The organism is Solimonas fluminis, assembly GCF_002930645.1.
GTDB lineage: Bacteria > Pseudomonadota > Gammaproteobacteria > Nevskiales > Nevskiaceae > Solimonas_A > Solimonas_A fluminis.
In genome coordinates this window covers 1-15,909 of sequence record NZ_PSNW01000020.1, presented here as the reverse complement: position 1 = coordinate 15,909, position 15,909 = coordinate 1, and the positions used below count along the sequence as shown (strand labels likewise).

Sequence of the window (15,909 nt, the reverse complement as noted above, 5' to 3'; positions counted from 1 at the left end):
GCCGAACTTGTCCGCAGACACCTTCGTCAGCGCGGCCGTCGTCGTGGTCTTGCCATGGTCAACGTGACCGATCGTGCCCACGTTCACGTGCGGCTTCTTGCGCTCGAATTTTTCCTTTGCCATTGCTCTTAACCTTGAAAATGATGTTGCGGACTGCGGTTCGGGGTCTGAAACCTTACTTCTTGTTCAGCGCTTCCAGGACATTGCGCGGGGCGTCCTGGTACTTCTTGAATTCCATCGTGTAGGTCGCGCGGCCCTGGCTCATGGAGCGCAGCGAGGTCGAGTAACCGAACATCTCGGACAGCGGGACCTCGGCCTTGATGACCTTGGCGCCGAAGTTGTCCTCCATGCCCAGGATCATGCCGCGGCGGCGGTTGAGGTCGCCCATGACGTCGCCGGTGTAGTCTTCCGGGGTTTCCACTTCGACCGCCATGATCGGCTCGAGCAGGACCGGGTTGGCCTTGTTGCAGCCATCCTTGAAGGCCATGGACGCGGCGACGCGGAACGCGATTTCGGACGAGTCGACCTCGTGGTACGAACCGTCGGTCAGCGAGATCTTGATGTCGACCACCGGGTAGCCGGCGAGAACGCCCGTCTTGATCGCGTCGCGCAGGCCCTTGTCCACCGCCGGGATGAATTCCTTGGGGATGACGCCGCCGACGATCTCGTTGACGAACTCGTAGCCCTTGCCCACTTCGTTCGGCTCGATGGTGAGCCAGACGTGGCCGAACTGGCCCTTGCCGCCCGACTGCTTGGCGTACTTGCCTTCCTGCTCGACCTTCTTGCGGATGGTTTCGCGGTAGGCCACCTGCGGCGCGCCGACGTTGGCCTCGACCTTGAACTCGCGCTTCATGCGGTCCACGAGGATTTCGAGGTGCAGCTCGCCCATGCCGGAGATGATGGTCTGGCCGGACTCTTCGTCGGTGTGCACGCGGAAGGACGGATCTTCCTGGGCCAGGCGGTTCAGGGCGATGCCCATCTTCTCCTGGTCGGCCTTGGTCTTGGGCTCCACGGCCTGGCTGATCACCGGCTCCGGGAACTCCATGCGCTCCAGGATGACCGGGTTGTTCTGCGCGGCCAGCGTGGTGCCGGTGTAGACGTCCTTGAGGCCGACGCAGGCGGCGATGTCGCCGGCGCGCACTTCGTCGATCTCTTCGCGGTTGTTGGCGTGCATCTGCACGAGGCGGCCGATACGCTCGGTCTTGCCGTTGCGCGAGTTGTACACGCCGTCGCCCTTCTTCAGCACGCCCGAGTAGACGCGGATGAAGGTCAGGGTGCCGACGAACGGGTCGGTCATGATCTTGAACGCCAGGGCCGAGAACGGCTCGTCGTCGGAGGCGTGACGCTCGGTCTCCTCGCCGGAATCCGGGTTCGTGCCCTTGATGGCCAGGACGTCGGTCGGCGCCGGCAGGTACTCGATGACGGCATCGAGCATGGCCTGCACGCCCTTGTTCTTGAAGGCCGAGCCGCAGAGCATCGGGAAGATTTCCATGGCCAGCGTGCGCTGGCGCAGGGCGCCCTTGATCTCTTCCTCGGACAGGTCGCCCTGCTCGAGGTACTTGTTCATGAGCTCTTCGCTGGCCTCGGCGGCCGTCTCGACCATCTTCTCGCGCCACTCCTGGGCCGTGGCCTGGAGGTCAGCGGGGATGTCGCCGTAGGTGAAGGTGGTGCCCTTGTCGGCTTCGTTCCAGATGATCGCCTTCATCTTGACGAGGTCGACCACGCCCTGGAACTTCTCCTCGGCGCCGATGGGGATCTGGATGGGCACCGGGTTGGCGCGAAGCTTCTCGCGCATCTGCTTGTAGACCTTGAAGAAGTCGGCGCCGGTGCGGTCCATCTTGTTGACGAACGCGAGGCGCGGGACCTTGTACTTGGTGGCCTGGCGCCACACGGTCTCGGACTGGGGCTGCACGCCGCCCACGGCGCAGTACAGCATGCAGGCGCCGTCGAGCACGCGCATCGAGCGCTCGACTTCGATCGTGAAGTCGACGTGGCCCGGGGTGTCGATGATGTTGATGCGGTGCTGCTCGAACTGGCCCGCCATGCCCTTCCAGAAGGTCGTGGTGGCAGCCGAGGTGATGGTGATGCCGCGCTCCTGCTCCTGCTCCATCCAGTCCATCGTCGCGGCACCGTCGTGCACTTCGCCGATCTTGTGGTTGACGCCGGTGTAGAACAGCACGCGCTCGGTGGTGGTGGTCTTGCCCGCGTCGATGTGCGCGGAGATACCGATGTTGCGATAACGCTCGATGGGCGTATTGCGTGCCATGAGAAGCTCGGGTCTGTCCTAGGGGGTTTGAGTCTTGCTTACCAGCGGAAGTGCGCGAAGGCCTTGTTGGCCTCGGCCATGCGGTGCGTGTCTTCGCGCTTCTTCACGGCGGCGCCGCGATGCTCCACGGCATCGATCAGCTCGCCGGCCAGGCGGTCCACCATGCCCTTCTCGCCGCGGTTGCCGGCGGCATCGAGGATCCAGCGCATCGCCAGCGTGGTGCGGCGGGTGGCGCGCACTTCGACCGGGACCTGGTAGGTCGCGCCGCCGACGCGGCGGGACTTGACCTCGACCGTCGGGGCGACGTTGTCGAAAGCGTTCTGGATGAACTCGACCGGTTCGGTGATCTTCTTCTTGGCGATAACCTGGTCGATCGCGCCGTAGACGATCTTTTCGGCCACGGCCTTCTTGCCGTCTTCCATCACCATGTTGATGAACTTGGAGAGCAGCTGGGACTTGAACTTCGGGTCGGGAAGAACCTTGCGGATTTCCGGCTTGCGACGACGGGACATATCTGATTCCTGTGTGGGTCTTCAGGAGCGGAAAATCCGCCCCTTACTCGGGCCTGGGCCCGTCTTTACTTCTTCTTGCCGGCCGCCGGGGCAGCACCGGCCTTGGGACGCTTGGCGCCGTACTTGGAACGGCTCTGGCGGCGCTTGTCGATGCCGGCGCAGTCCAGGGTGCCGCGGACGGTGTGGTAGCGCACGCCGGGAAGATCTTTCACACGGCCGCCGCGGATCATCACGACGGAGTGTTCCTGAAGGTTGTGGCCTTCGCCGCCGATGTAGGAGATGACCTCAAAACCGTTGGTCAGGCGCACCTTGCAGACCTTGCGCAAGGCCGAGTTCGGCTTCTTGGGGGTCGTGGTGTAGACGCGGGTGCAGACGCCGCGCTTCTGCGGCGAGCCCGTGAGCGCAGGCACTTTGGACTTGGTCTCCAGGGTGGAGCGGCCCTTGCGCACTAGCTGGTTGATCGTTGGCACGTTGGTACTTCCCGGCTTGACAAAGAAAAGACGGGCCACAGTCGGAGGCCCGTCGGGGAAAGGGGGCGCATCATAGACAGGCGGCCCTGGTGTGTCAACTCTTTTGGAGAGGCAAAACAGGCACTTGTCAACACCGTGGCGGCCTTGCTGCGACCCCCTTCCGGCGATGCTGCGACACTGGTTACAAACAACTAAACAAAACTATAAAGCTCAATCTTTAATCACGGATTGTCGCCTTCCGTTCCCTGCCCGCCCGACGGAAAAGCCCCGCGCGGGGCGGGGCTTTTCCGTGAAACACGGACTTGGGAGCGGCCGGTTTCAATCGTCGGAAGAGGACTCTTCTTCCTCGGCGCCCGTACGGTCCGCCGTGCTGCCCTCGGCCTCTTCATCTTCCATGGCCGCGCTGACGCGCGCGGCCAGGCGATCGCCGGCGTTGGCCTCGAAGCTGCCGGTGCTGTTCAGCGCCGCCGCCTGGAGGTCCGCCAGCAGGCTGCCGCCACGCGCCTTGCGGCGCTGCTCGTGGTAGGCCAGGCCCGTGCCGGCCGGGATCAGGCGGCCGACGATGACGTTCTCCTTCAGGCCGCGCAGCTCGTCGCGGGAACCGCGGACCGAGGCCTCGGTGAGGACGCGGGTGGTTTCCTGGAACGAGGCCGCCGAGATGAACGACTCGGTCGACAGCGACGCCTTGGTGATGCCGAGCAGCTGGCGATCGAAATGGGCCTGGCGGCCGCCGGTGCCGGCGACCTTCTTGTTCTCGGCCAGCACCTGGAAGATCTCGACCTGCTCGCCGGTGAGGAAACGGGTGTCGCCCGTCGCCGTGATCTCCACCTTGCGCAGCATCTGGCGGATGATCGTCTCGATGTGCTTGTCGTTGATCTTCACGCCCTGCAGGCGGTAGACGTCCTGGATTTCCTTGACGAGGTAGTTCGCCAGCGCGGTGACGCCCTGCAGGCGCAGGATGTCGTGCGGGCTCGGCTCGCCGTCGGAAATGATTTCGCCCTTCTCGACGTGTTCACCTTCGAACACGCGGATTTCCACCCACTTGGGCACCAGGATCTCGACTTCCTCGCCATCGGCGCCGACGATCTTGATGCGCTGCTTGCCCTTGGTGCCCGGACCGAACTTGATGGTGCCGCTGGCCTCGGCCAGGACCGCCGGCTCCTTCGGCTTGCGGGCCTCGAACAGGTCGGCGACGCGCGGCAGACCGCCGGTGATGTCGCGCGACTTGGAGGCTTCCTGCGGGATACGGGCGATGACGCCGCCCACGCCCACTTCGTCGCCGTCCTCGACCGCGATGATCGCCTTCGGCGGCAGCGTGTAGGCCGCCGGGATGTCGGTGCCCGGGAAGCTCAGCTGCTTGCCCTTGGCGTCGACCAGCATGATCGTCGGCTTCATGTCCTTGCCGGCCGAGCCACGCGACTTGGCGTCGGTGATGACCAGCGTGGCCATGCCCGTCAGCGGGTCGGTCTCGCGGGTCACGGTCAGGCCTTCCTGGAAGTCCTGGAACTTGGCGAAGCCCGACAGCTCGGTGATGATCGGGTGGGTGTGCGGGTCCCACTTGGCCAGGCGCTGGCCGGCCTTCAGTTCCTCGCCGTCGCGCACCACGATGGTGGCGCCGTAGGGGATCTTGTAGCGCTCGCGCTCGCGGCCCTGGGCGTCGATCACGCCGATTTCACCGGAACGCGACACGGCCACCAGCTGGCCGTCCTTGTTGGTGACGGTCTTGATGTTGTGCAGGCGCGCGGTGCCGGCGGCACGCGCGTCCACGCCGTCCTTCGAGGCCGCACGCGAAGCCGCGCCGCCGACGTGGAAGGTACGCATGGTCAGCTGGGTGCCCGGCTCGCCGATCGACTGGGCGGCGATGACGCCGACCGCTTCGCCGATGTTGACGATGTGGCCACGGGCCAGGTCGCGGCCGTAGCACTTGCCGCAGACGCCGAAGGGCAGTTCGCAGGTGATCGGCGAACGGACCCAGACTTCGTCCACGCTGTTCTTTTCCAGCGTGTCGGCCCAATGCTCGTCGATCATGGTGCCCTGCGGGATGACGACTTCGTCGTCGCCGCCCGGCTTGTAGACGTCGCGCAGGACCACGCGGCCCAGCACGCGGTCGCGCAGCGGCTCGAGGATGTCGCCGCCTTCCACGATCGGCATCATCAGCAGGCCGTGCTCGGTGCCGCAGTCCTGGCCGGTGACGACCATGTCCTGGGCCACGTCCACCAGGCGGCGGGTCAGGTAGCCCGAGTTGGCGGTCTTGAGCGCGGTGTCCGCGAGGCCCTTGCGGGCGCCGTGGGTCGAGATGAAGTACTGCAGGACGTTCAGACCCTCGCGGAAGTTCGCGGTGATCGGCGTCTCGATGATCGAGCCGTCCGGCTTGGCCATCAGGCCGCGCATGCCGGCGAGCTGGCGGATCTGCGCCTGGCTGCCACGCGCGCCGGAGTCGGCCATCATGAACACGGAGTTGAAGGACGGCTGCTTGGCGTCCTTGCCGTCGCGGGTCTTCACCGCTTCGCTGCCGATGCGCGCCATCATCGCCTTGGAGATGTCGTCGTTGGCGCGCGACCAGATGTCGATGACGCGGTTCTTGCGCTCGCCCTGGGTGGTCAGGCCCTGGTTGTACTCGGTGTCGACTTCCTTGACCTTGGTCTCGGCGGCCTCGAGGATGTGGGCCTTCTCTTCCGGCACGATGATGTCGTCGAGGCAGAACGAGATGCCCGCCTTGGTCGACATGCGGAAGCCCGTGTACATGATCTGGTCGGCGAACACGACGGTGTCCTTGGTGCCGGCCTTGCGGTACACATAGTTGATGATGCGGCCGATTTCCTTCTTCGTCAGGGTCTTGTTGATGACCGAGAACGGAATGGTCTCCGGCAGGATGTCGGACAGCAGGGCGCGGCCGGTGGTGGTGTCGACCAGGTGGGTGATCTTCTCGCCCGCCTCGGTGACGTCCTTCAGGCGCACCTTGATCTTGGCCTGCAGGTCCAGCTCGCCGTTCTCGTAGGCGCGGTGCACTTCCGAGACGTCGGACAGGACCATGCCCTCGCCCTTGGCGTTGACGCGCTCGCGGGACAGCCAGTACAGACCGAGGATGACGTCCTGCGACGGCACGATGATCGGATCACCCGAGGCCGGCGACAGGATGTTGTTGGTCGACATCATCAGCACGCGCGCTTCGATCTGCGCTTCCAGCGACAGCGGCACGTGGACGGCCATCTGGTCGCCGTCGAAGTCGGCGTTGAACGCCGTGCAGACCAGCGGATGCAGGTTGATGGCCTTGCCTTCGATCAGGATCGGCTCGAAGGCCTGGATGCCCAGGCGGTGCAGGGTCGGCGCGCGGTTCAGCAGCACCGGATGTTCCTTGATGCACTCTTCCAGCGCGTCCCAGACCACCGGCTCCTCGCGCTCCACCATCTTCTTGGCGGCCTTGATGGTGGTGGCGATGCCCAGGCGCTGCAGGCGCGAGAAGACGAAGGGCTTGAACAGCTCCAGCGCCATCTTCTTCGGCAGGCCGCACTGGTGCAGCTTCAGCGTCGGGCCGACCACGATGACCGAACGGCCGGAGTAGTCGACGCGCTTGCCCAGCAGGTTCTGGCGGAAGCGGCCCTGCTTGCCCTTGATCATGTCGGCCAGCGACTTGAGCGGGCGCTTGTTGGTGCCGGTGATCGCGCGGCCGCGGCGGCCGTTGTCGATCAGGGCGTCCACCGACTCCTGCAGCATGCGCTTTTCGTTGCGCACGATGATGTCCGGCGCGGTCAGCTCGAGCAGGCGCTTGAGGCGGTTGTTGCGGTTGATGACGCGGCGGTACAGGTCGTTCAGGTCCGACGTCGCGAAGCGGCCGCCGTCCAGCGGCACCAGCGGGCGCAGGTCCGGCGGCAGCACCGGCAGCACGGTCAGGATCATCCACTCCGGACGGTTGCCCGAGGAGATGAAGTATTCGATCAGCTTGAGGCGCTTGCCGAGCTTCTTGAGCTTGGTCTCGGACGTGGTGCCGGCCAGCTCCTCGCGCAGGCGCATCGCTTCCTTCTGCAGGTCGATGCCCTTGAGCAGGTCATGCACGGCCTCGGCACCCATGCGGGCGTCGAAGTCGTCGCCGTGCTGCTCGACGTTGTTGAGGTAGTCCTCTTCCGTCAGCAGCGTGCCCTTCTCCAGCGGAGTCAGGCCCGGATCCACCACGATGTGCGCTTCGAAGTACAGCACGCGCTCGATGGCGCGCAGCGGCATGTCCAGCAGCAGGCCGATGCGGCTGGGCAGCGACTTCAGGAACCAGATGTGGGCGACGGGCGAGGCCAGGTCGATGTGGCCCATGCGCTCGCGGCGCACCTTGGTCACGGTGACTTCCACGCCGCACTTCTCGCAGACCACGCCGCGGTGCTTGAGGCGCTTGTACTTGCCGCAGAGGCACTCGTAGTCCTTGATCGGCCCGAAGATCTTGGCGCAGAACAGGCCGTCGCGCTCCGGCTTGAAGGTGCGGTAGTTGATCGTTTCCGGCTTCTTGACCTCGCCGTACGACCAGGACCGGATCACCTCGGGCGACGACAGGCCAATCTTGATGGCGTCGAAGTCCTCGGCTTCCTCGGGATTGCGGAGCAGGTTAAACAGTTCTTTCATGGGTAACTCCTGAATTCCGTCCGGGTTCGCCTTACTGGTTCTGTTCCAGCTCGATGTTCAGACCGATCGAGCGGATTTCCTTGACCAGCACGTTGAACGACTCCGGCATGCCGGCGTGCATGCGGTGATCGCCGTCGACGATGGCCTTGTACATGCGGGTGCGGCCGTTGGTGTCGTCGGACTTCACCGTCAGCATTTCCTGCAGCGTGTAGGCGGCGCCGTAGGCTTCCAGCGCCCAGACTTCCATTTCGCCGAAGCGCTGACCGCCGAACTGGGCCTTGCCGCCCAGCGGCTGCTGGGTGACGAGCGAGTACGGACCGGTCGAACGGGCGTGCATCTTGTCGTCGACCAGGTGGTTCAGCTTCAGCATGTACATGTAGCCGACCGTGACCTGGCGCGAGAACTGCTCGCCGGTGCGGCCGTCGGTGAGGGTGGACTGGCCGTTGCGCGGGCGGCCCGCCAGCTCCAGCATGTCCTTCAGCTCTTCTTCGGCGGCGCCGTCGAACACCGGGGTCGACATCGGCACGCCGCCGGTGAGGTTGCGCGCCAGGTTGACGATCTCCTCGTCGGAGAACTGGTCGAGTTCGACGACCTGCGAGCCCTTGCCGGTCTTGTTGTAGACCTTGTCGAGGAACTTGCGCAGCTCGGCCACGGCCTTCTGCTGCTTGAGCATCTCGTCGATCTTCTTGCCGATGCCCTTGGCGGCCCAGCCGAGGTGAACCTCGAGCAGCTGGCCGATGTTCATGCGCGAAGGCACGCCCAGCGGGTTCAGCACGATGTCGACAGGGGTGCCGTCGTCCATGTGCGGCATGTCCTCGACCGGGACGATCTGCGAGATCACGCCCTTGTTGCCGTGGCGGCCGGCCATCTTGTCGCCCGGCTGGATGCGGCGCTTCACGGCCAGGTAGACCTTGACCATCTTCAGCACGCCCGGGGACAGCTCGTCGCCGGCGGTGATCTTGCGCTTCTTGTTCTCGTAGCGCTTGTCGAACTCCGAGCGCATGTCCTTGAGCTGCTTGGCGGCGCCTTCCAGCTGGTTCTGGACCTCGTCCTCCTGCAGGCGGATCTCGAACCACTTCTCGCGCTCGATGCCGTCGAGGTAGGCCGCGGTGACCTTCTCGCCCTTCTTCAGCTTGTTGGGACCGCCGTCGGCGGTCTTGTTCAGCAGGATCTTGCGCAGACGGTCGTAGATGTCGTCCTCGAAGATGCGCTGCTGGTCGTTGAGGTCCTTGCGCACGGAAGCCAGCTCGGCCTCCTCGATCGCCAGGGCGCGCTTGTCCTTCTTGACGCCCTCGCGGGTGAACACGCGCACGTCGATGACGGTGCCGTCCATGCCGGCCGGCACGCGCAGCGAGGTGTCCTTCACGTCGCTGGCCTTCTCGCCGAAGATCGCGCGCAGCAGCTTCTCTTCCGGCGTCAGCTGGGTCTCGCCCTTCGGGGTGACCTTGCCGCAGAGCAGGTCGCCGGCCTTGACCTCGGCGCCGATGTAGACGATGCCGGCTTCGTCCAGCTTGCGCAGGGCGGCTTCGTTGACGTTCGGGATGTCGGCGGTGATTTCCTCGGGGCCCAGCTTGGTTTCGCGGGCAACGCAGGTCAGCTCTTCGATGTGGATCGTGGTGAAGCGGTCTTCCTCGACGACGCGCTCCGAGATCAGGATCGAGTCCTCGAAGTTGTAGCCGTTCCAGGGCATGAACGCGATCAGCATGTTCTGGCCCAGCGCCAGCTCGCCCAGGTCGGTCGAAGGACCGTCGGCGATCACGTCGCCGCGCGCGACGACGTCGCCCGGCTTCACGATCGGCTTCTGGTTGATGCAGGTGTTCTGGTTGGAGCGGACGTACTTGACGAAGTTGTAGATGTCCACGCCCGCTTCGCCGGCGATGGTCTCGTCGTCGTTCACGCGGATGACCACGCGGCCGGCGTCGACCTTGTCGACCACGCCGCCACGGCGCGCCTGGATGGCGTTGCCGGAGTCGACCGCCACGCGGCGCTCGATGCCGGTGCCGACCAGCGGCTTGTCGGCGCGCAGCGTCGGGACCGCCTGGCGCTGCATGTTCGAGCCCATCAGCGCGCGGTTGGCGTCGTCATGCTCCAGGAACGGGATCAGCGCGGCGGCGACCGACACGATCTGGCGCGGCGACACGTCCATGTACTGGACCTTGTCCGGGCCCATCATGGTGAATTCGTTCTGGAAGCGGACCGACACCAGCTCGGCGGTGAACTGGTTCTTGGCGTTGAGCTCCGAGTTCGCCTGGGCGATGACGTAGCGGCCTTCCTCGATGGCCGACAGGTACTCGACCTGGTCGGTGACCTTGCCGTCGACGACCTTGCGGTAGGCGGTCTCGAGGAAGCCGTACTCGTTGGTGCGGGCATAGCAGGCCAGCGAGTTGATCAGGCCGATGTTCGGGCCTTCGGGCGTTTCGATCGGGCAGACGCGGCCGTAGTGGGTCGGGTGCACGTCGCGGACTTCGAAGCCGGCGCGCTCGCGGGTCAGGCCACCCGGGCCGAGGGCGGACACGCGGCGCTTGTGCGTGACCTCCGACAGCGGGTTGTTCTGGTCCATGAACTGCGACAGCTGCGACGAGCCGAAGAATTCCTTGATCGCGGCGCTGACGGGCTTGGCGTTGATCAGGTCCTGCGGGGTCAGGTTCTCGGCCTCGGCCAGCGCCAGGCGCTCGCGCACGGCGCGCTCCACGCGCACCAGGCCGGTGCGGAACACGTTCTCGGTCATCTCGCCCACCGCGCGGATGCGGCGGTTGCCGAGGTGGTCGATGTCGTCGGTCTGCTGCTCGCCGTTGCGGATGGCGATGATCTCGCGCACCACGTCGACGATGTCGGACTTGTCCCTGCCGAACTGCGCGAACAGCTTCTTGGCGTTCTCGTCCGGCAGCTTGGCGAACAGCTCGCCGTCGTACACCACGCCCGGGCCCTCGACGGTGTCGCGGCGCAGGCGGCGGTTGAACTTCATGCGGCCCACGGCCGACAGGTCGTACTTCTCGGGCGAGAAGAACATGCCGTGGAACAGGGCCTCGGCCGCTTCCTTGGTCGGCGGCTCGCCGGGGCGCATCATGCGGTAGATCTCGACCAGGGCTTCCAGCTTGGTCTTGGTCGGATCGATGTTCAGGGTGGTGGAGATGTACGGCCCCTTGTCCACGTCATTGACGTAGAGGGCCGGGATTTCCTTGATGCCGGCGGCGCGCAGCTTCGGCAGCATGGCCTCGGTGATCTCGGTGTTGGCCGCGGCCAGCACCTCGCCCGAGCTCGCGTCCACCAGGTCGCGCGCGATGATCTTGCCCACCAGGTAGCTGTCGGGCACGGACAGGCGCTTCAGGCCGGCCTCGGCGATCATCTTGATGTGGCGGGCGGTGATCAGCTTGCTCTCTTCGACCAGCACCTTGCCGTCGGCGACGATGTCGAACTGCGCCTTCTCGCCCTTCAGGCGTTCCGGGATCAGGTCGAGGCTGGCGCCTTCCTTCTCCAGGCGGAAGGTGTTCTGCTCGTGGAACAGCGCGAGCATCTGCTCGTTGTTGTAGCCCAGCGCGCGCAGCACGATGGAGACCGGCAGCTTGCGGCGGCGGTCGATACGGGCGAACAGGTTGTCCTTCGGGTCGAACTCGAAGTCCAGCCAGGAGCCGCGGTACGGAATGATGCGGGCGGAGTACAGCAGCTTGCCGGAGCTGTGGGTCTTGCCCTTGTCGTGGTCGAAGAACACGCCGGGCGAGCGGTGCAGCTGCGACACCACGACGCGCTCGGTGCCGTTGATGATGAAGGTGCCGTGGTCGGTCATCAGGGGCACTTCGCCCAGGTAGACCTCCTGCTCGCGGACGTCCTTGACCTTGCGCTCCTTCGACTCGCGGTCGAAGATCACCAGGCGCACCGTCACCTTCAGCGGGGCGGCATAGGTCATGCCGCGCACGCGGCATTCCTTCTCCTCGAACACCGGCTCGTCGAGGCGGTACTTCACGAATTCCAGCGCGGCGGCATTGTTGTAGCTCACCATCGGGAACACGGAGCGGAACGAAGCCTGCAGACCCGCATCGCGGCGCTTGGCGGGCTGGATCTCGGCCTGCAGGAAGTCCCTGTAGGAGTCGATCTGCGTCGCCAGCAGGTACGGGATTTCCAGCGTTTCCTTCAGCTTGCTGAAGTCCTTGCGGATGCGCTTTTTCTCGGTGAACGAGTAGGCCATCGGAACCCTCATCAGTCTTTGCGCCAAAGAGGCGCGATCACAAACAAAACTTCAAATTCAAACGGCTGACGTCTTTGTCAGGCGTTTGAATTCGCCATGCCCGCGCCCTTGCGGGCGTGAAACCGAAAATGGCAAGAGGCCGGGCGCTTTCGCGCCCAGCCCTTGCCTTGTCACTTCGAAGAAACAGTCGAAGCCAATGACGCGGTCGATTACTTGAGGTCGACCTTGCCGCCGGCTTCTTCCAGCTTCTTCTTGAAGTCTTCGGCGGTCTTCTTGTCGACGCCGTCCTTCACGGTCTGGGGCGCGCCCTCGACCAGGTCCTTGGCTTCCTTCAGGCCCAGGCCGGTCAGCTCGCGCACGACCTTGATGATGCCGACCTTCTTGGCGGCGTCGATGCCGGCCAGAACGACGGTGAACTCGGTCTTCTCTTCGACCGGGGCGGCGGCAGCAGCCGGGCCGGCGGCGGCGGCGACAGCCACCGGAGCGGCGGCGGTCACGCCGAACTTGTCTTCGATCATCTTGACCAGGTCAACCAGATCCAGAACGGTCAGGTTGGCAATGCCGTCAAGAATTTCTTCTTTCGTAGCCATTTGTGAAACTCCAAAAAATGTTTAAGTGTGAAAAGCCGAAACTTGTGAAAGCGAACTTAGGCAGCCTGCTTGGAGTCCGCCACGGCCTTGACGGCACGGGCAGCCTTCGCGGCGGGCTCCGCCAGGGTGGCGGCGAGCTTGGCAACCGGCGCCTTGAGCGTGCCGGCCAGAATGGCCAGTGCCTGCTCGCGGGTCGGCATGGACGCCAGGCGTTCGATGTCCTTGGCCCCGTAGAGGGTGCCGCCGACCGCAACCGCCTTGACGACAAGCTTGTCGTTGTCCTTGGCGAAGTCCCTGATCACGCGACCCACGGCACCCGGCTCCTCGAGGGAGAAACCGAGCACCAGCGGACCGACCAGCGCGGGCGCAAGGCACGCGAAATCGGTGCCTTCCACGGCGCGGGCAGCCAGCGTGTTCTTCACCACGTGCAGGTAGACGCCGCTCTCGCGGGCCTTCGTGCGCAGGATGTCGAACTTGCCGGCCGTCAGGCCGCGGTATTCCGCCGCAACGGCGGAGTAGGCGCGCTTGGCGACTTCGTTCACTTCCGCAACCAGGGCCTTCTTGTCTTCCAGCTTGAGTGCCATCAGAACTCCTGGTTACTTCCGATAAGGCCCTTCCCTTGCGGGTCGGACCACCATTGTTCGGTGCTCACGCACCGTCTGCGTATGCGGCCTTGCGGCCTTTAACATCCCCGGCAAGCCGGTTCCTACATACGGTCTTTGACGGCGTGGCTTTCACACCACGCTACCAAATTCATCCCAGGCACCGGGATCCGCCCCGGTGCCTGATCCAATACCGCTTACTCCGGCAGCGACGAGACGTCGACGCGCACGCCGGGACCCATCGTCGTCGACAGGGTCACCTTCTTGATGTAGACGCCCTTGGACGTGGCCGGCTTGGCGCGGCGCACGTCGCGCACGACGGCGATCAGGTTGTCCTTGATCTTGTCGGCGTCGAAGTTGGCGGAGCCGATCGAGCAGTGCAGGATGCCCGCCTTGTCGGTGCGGAACTTGGCCATACCGGCCTTGGCGTTCTTCACCGCGCCGGCGACATCCGGGGTCACCGTGCCGGTCTTCGGGTTCGGCATCAGGCCGCGGGGACCGAGCACCTGGCCCAGGCCGCCGACGATGCGCATCGCGGCCGGTTCGGCGATCACGACCTGGTAGCTCAGGTCGCCGTCCTTCATCTTGGCGGCCAGGTCTTCCATGCCCACGGCGTCGGCGCCGGCGGCCTTGGCTTCCTCAGCCTTGGCGCCCTGCGCGAACACGGCGACGCGGACCGACTTGCCGTTGCCGTGCGGCAGCACGGTGGAGCCGCGGACGTTCTGGTCGGACTTCTTGGCATCCACGCCCAGGTTGATGGAGACGTCGACCGACTCCTTGAACTTGGCGGTGGCGCACTCCTTGATCAGGGCGATGGCCTGCTCGAGGCTGTAGTGCTTGCCCTGCTCGACCTTGCCGGCCAGGGCCTTTTCCTTCTTGGTGATCTTCGCCATGGCTTACTTCTCCACCACGTCGATGCCCATGGAACGGGCGGAACCGGCGATCAGGCGCATTGCGGCGTCCATGCTGCCGGCGTTCAGGTCAGGCATCTTGATCTTGGCGATCTCTTCGACCTGCTTCTTGGTGATCTTGCCCACCTTCTTGGTGTGCGGGGTCGGCGAACCGGACTCGATGCCGGCAGCCTTCTTGATCAGCACCGTGGCCGGAGCCGTCTTGGTGATGAACGTGAAGCTCTTGTCCGAATAGACCGTGATCACGACCGGAGTCGGGATGCCCGGCTCCAGCTTCTGCGTCGCTGCGTTGAACTCCTTGCAGAACGCCATGATGTTGACGCCGTTCTGGCCCAGCGCGGGACCGACCGGCGGCGCCGGGTTGGCCTTGCCTGCAGGGATCTGCAGCTTGATGTAGGCCGTTACTTTCTTAGCCATGTGCTACTCCTGATGGGTACGAACGCCTTGCGGCTCCCCTTGAAAAATAGTGCTGAGTGCTCGGTGCTGAGTACTTGGTTCTCAGCGCTTAGTCCTCAGCACTTCCTGATCAGGCCTTCTCGACCTGACTGAACTCCAATTCCACCGGGGTCGAACGACCGAAGATCAGCACTGCGACGCGCAGGCGGTTCTTGTCGTAGTTGACCTCTTCGACCACGCCCTGGAAGTCCGCGAACGGGCCCTCCTTGACGCGGATCGCCTCGCCCGGCTCGAACAGCGTCTTGGGACGCGGCTTCTCGACGGACTCGGTGACGCGGTTGAGGATCTTCTCGGCTTCCTTGTCGGAAATCGGCGCCGGACGGTCCGGCGTGCCGCCGATGAAGCCCATCACCTTGGGCGTGTTCTTCACCAGGTGCCAGGTGTCTTCGTTCATTTCCATCTGAACGAGCACGTAGCCCGGGAAGAACTTGCGCTCCGTCGTGCGCTTGACGCCGTCCTTGATCTCCACGACCTCTTCGGTCGGGACCAGGATGTCGCCGAACTGGTCCTGCAGGCCCTGGCGCGCGATGCGCTCCTTCAGGGCCCGCATGACGGAATTCTCGTACTGCGAATAGGCGTGAACCACGTACCAGCGCATGGTCATCTCAGGAGCCCCGGCCGGTGAGTTTTTCGACGCCCCACAGCAGGGCAGAGTCCAGGCCCCAGAGCAGCACGGCCATGATCAGCACGACGACGGCGATCATCAGCGTGGCCTGGATGCTTTCCTGGCGGCTGGGCCAGACCACCTTGCGCAGTTCGGTGCGGGCGCCGGTCACGTAGCCCCAGAGCGCCTTGCCCGGCGCAGCCTGGTAGGCCACGAACAGGCCGGCGGCCAGGCCGCCCAGCATCGCCAGCCAGCGGACCAGCAGGGGGGCCTCGGCAAAGGCATAGAACGCGACCATGCCGCCGAGCAGCAGGGCCACGGCAGCAATCAGCAGAAGCGTATCCTTGTGAGAGGAAACGGCTTGTTGTTCAGTGGTTTGGGTATCCATGAACCCTGGTCAACTCGTCAGTCGCGCGGTGCTTTAACGCTGGTATGGCAGGGCGAGAGGGTTTCGAACCCCCAACCTGCGGTTTTGGAGACCGCCGCTCTACCAGTTGAGCTATCGCCCTACGTTATCTACCGCGGAAAGCCAAAAAGGGGCGCGGATTCTATTTGAATCCGCGCCCGCCTGTCAAAACACTGACGATTTAGGCCAGGATCTTGGTGACGACGCCGGCGCCGACGGTACGACCGCCCTCGCGGATGGCGAAACGAACACCCTCTTCCATGGCGATCGGGTTGATCAGCTCAACCGTCATCTGGACGTTGTC

General features: G+C 64.7%; 13 protein-coding genes and 1 tRNA gene. All 14 read right to left on the bottom strand.

Annotated elements, in window-relative coordinates:
• Positions 1-123 (bottom strand): GTP-binding protein (locus C3942_RS21505; RefSeq protein ID WP_243393582.1); only part of this gene is annotated, 123 nt, incomplete at its 3' end.
• A gap of 52 nt (positions 124-175) precedes the next feature.
• Positions 176-2,266 carry an elongation factor G gene (gene fusA, locus C3942_RS21500; protein ID WP_104232430.1) on the bottom strand — a complete coding sequence of 697 codons (2,091 nt, stop codon included), beginning with the start codon at positions 2,264-2,266 and terminating at the stop codon, positions 176-178.
• 38 nt (positions 2,267-2,304) lie between these two features.
• The gene (rpsG, locus tag C3942_RS21495; RefSeq protein WP_104232429.1) at positions 2,305-2,778 is read right to left on the bottom strand and encodes a 30S ribosomal protein S7; all 474 of its coding nucleotides are present in this window, start codon (positions 2,776-2,778) and stop codon (positions 2,305-2,307) included.
• A gap of 65 nt (positions 2,779-2,843) precedes the next feature.
• Positions 2,844-3,248 (bottom strand): 30S ribosomal protein S12, encoded by a 405-nt coding sequence (gene rpsL, locus C3942_RS21490; RefSeq protein ID WP_104232428.1) that lies wholly within the window; start codon positions 3,246-3,248, stop codon positions 2,844-2,846.
• Between the two features lie 318 nt (positions 3,249-3,566).
• Entirely contained in the window at positions 3,567-7,853 is a 4,287-nt protein-coding gene (gene rpoC / locus C3942_RS21485) for a DNA-directed RNA polymerase subunit beta' (protein WP_104232427.1), read from the bottom strand.
• 31 nt (positions 7,854-7,884) lie between these two features.
• Positions 7,885-12,036, bottom strand: a complete 4,152-nt coding sequence (gene rpoB, locus C3942_RS21480) for a DNA-directed RNA polymerase subunit beta (protein WP_104232426.1) — start codon at positions 12,034-12,036, stop codon at positions 7,885-7,887.
• Between the two features lie 209 nt (positions 12,037-12,245).
• On the bottom strand, positions 12,246-12,626 hold the full coding sequence (gene rplL / locus C3942_RS21475; protein ID WP_104232425.1) for a 50S ribosomal protein L7/L12: 381 nt from the start codon (positions 12,624-12,626) through the stop codon (positions 12,246-12,248).
• 56 nt (positions 12,627-12,682) lie between these two features.
• Positions 12,683-13,210, bottom strand: coding sequence for a 50S ribosomal protein L10 (gene rplJ / locus C3942_RS21470; RefSeq protein ID WP_104232424.1), 528 nt, complete (start codon positions 13,208-13,210; stop codon positions 12,683-12,685).
• A 215-nt stretch (positions 13,211-13,425) separates the two neighbouring features.
• Entirely contained in the window at positions 13,426-14,121 is a 696-nt protein-coding gene (gene rplA / locus C3942_RS21465; RefSeq protein ID WP_104232423.1) for a 50S ribosomal protein L1, read from the bottom strand.
• Positions 14,122-14,124: 3 nt separating this feature from the next.
• Positions 14,125-14,556 (bottom strand): 50S ribosomal protein L11, encoded by a 432-nt coding sequence (rplK, locus tag C3942_RS21460; protein ID WP_104232422.1) that lies wholly within the window; start codon positions 14,554-14,556, stop codon positions 14,125-14,127.
• A 109-nt stretch (positions 14,557-14,665) separates the two neighbouring features.
• Positions 14,666-15,199 carry a transcription termination/antitermination protein NusG gene (gene nusG / locus C3942_RS21455; protein ID WP_104232421.1) on the bottom strand — a complete coding sequence of 178 codons (534 nt, stop codon included), beginning with the start codon at positions 15,197-15,199 and terminating at the stop codon, positions 14,666-14,668.
• Position 15,200: 1 nt separating this feature from the next.
• Positions 15,201-15,518, bottom strand: a complete 318-nt coding sequence (secE, locus tag C3942_RS21450) for a preprotein translocase subunit SecE (RefSeq protein WP_243393705.1) — start codon at positions 15,516-15,518, stop codon at positions 15,201-15,203.
• A 114-nt stretch (positions 15,519-15,632) separates the two neighbouring features.
• Positions 15,633-15,708, bottom strand: a tRNA-Trp gene (locus tag C3942_RS21445).
• A gap of 78 nt (positions 15,709-15,786) precedes the next feature.
• The coding region (locus C3942_RS21440) for an EF-Tu C-terminal domain-related protein (RefSeq protein WP_494546241.1) at positions 15,787-15,909 on the bottom strand (123 nt) is incomplete at its 5' end.

What these genes read in the sequence shown, in the direction of transcription:
- rpoC (WP_104232427.1), bottom strand. Translation starts at nt 7,853, where the DNA reads ATGAAAGAACTGTTTAACCTGCTCCGCAATCCCGAGGAAGCCGAGGAC.
- rpoB (WP_104232426.1), bottom strand. Translation starts at nt 12,036, where the DNA reads ATGGCCTACTCGTTCACCGAGAAAAAGCGCATCCGCAAGGACTTCAGC.
- fusA (WP_104232430.1), bottom strand. Translation starts at nt 2,266, where the DNA reads ATGGCACGCAATACGCCCATCGAGCGTTATCGCAACATCGGTATCTCC.
- rplL (WP_104232425.1), bottom strand. Translation starts at nt 12,626, where the DNA reads ATGGCTACGAAAGAAGAAATTCTTGACGGCATTGCCAACCTGACCGTT.
- rplK (WP_104232422.1), bottom strand. Translation starts at nt 14,556, where the DNA reads ATGGCTAAGAAAGTAACGGCCTACATCAAGCTGCAGATCCCTGCAGGC.
- rplJ (WP_104232424.1), bottom strand. Translation starts at nt 13,210, where the DNA reads ATGGCACTCAAGCTGGAAGACAAGAAGGCCCTGGTTGCGGAAGTGAAC.
- rplA (WP_104232423.1), bottom strand. Translation starts at nt 14,121, where the DNA reads ATGGCGAAGATCACCAAGAAGGAAAAGGCCCTGGCCGGCAAGGTCGAG.
- nusG (WP_104232421.1), bottom strand. Translation starts at nt 15,199, where the DNA reads ATGACCATGCGCTGGTACGTGGTTCACGCCTATTCGCAGTACGAGAAT.
- rpsG (WP_104232429.1), bottom strand. Translation starts at nt 2,778, where the DNA reads ATGTCCCGTCGTCGCAAGCCGGAAATCCGCAAGGTTCTTCCCGACCCG.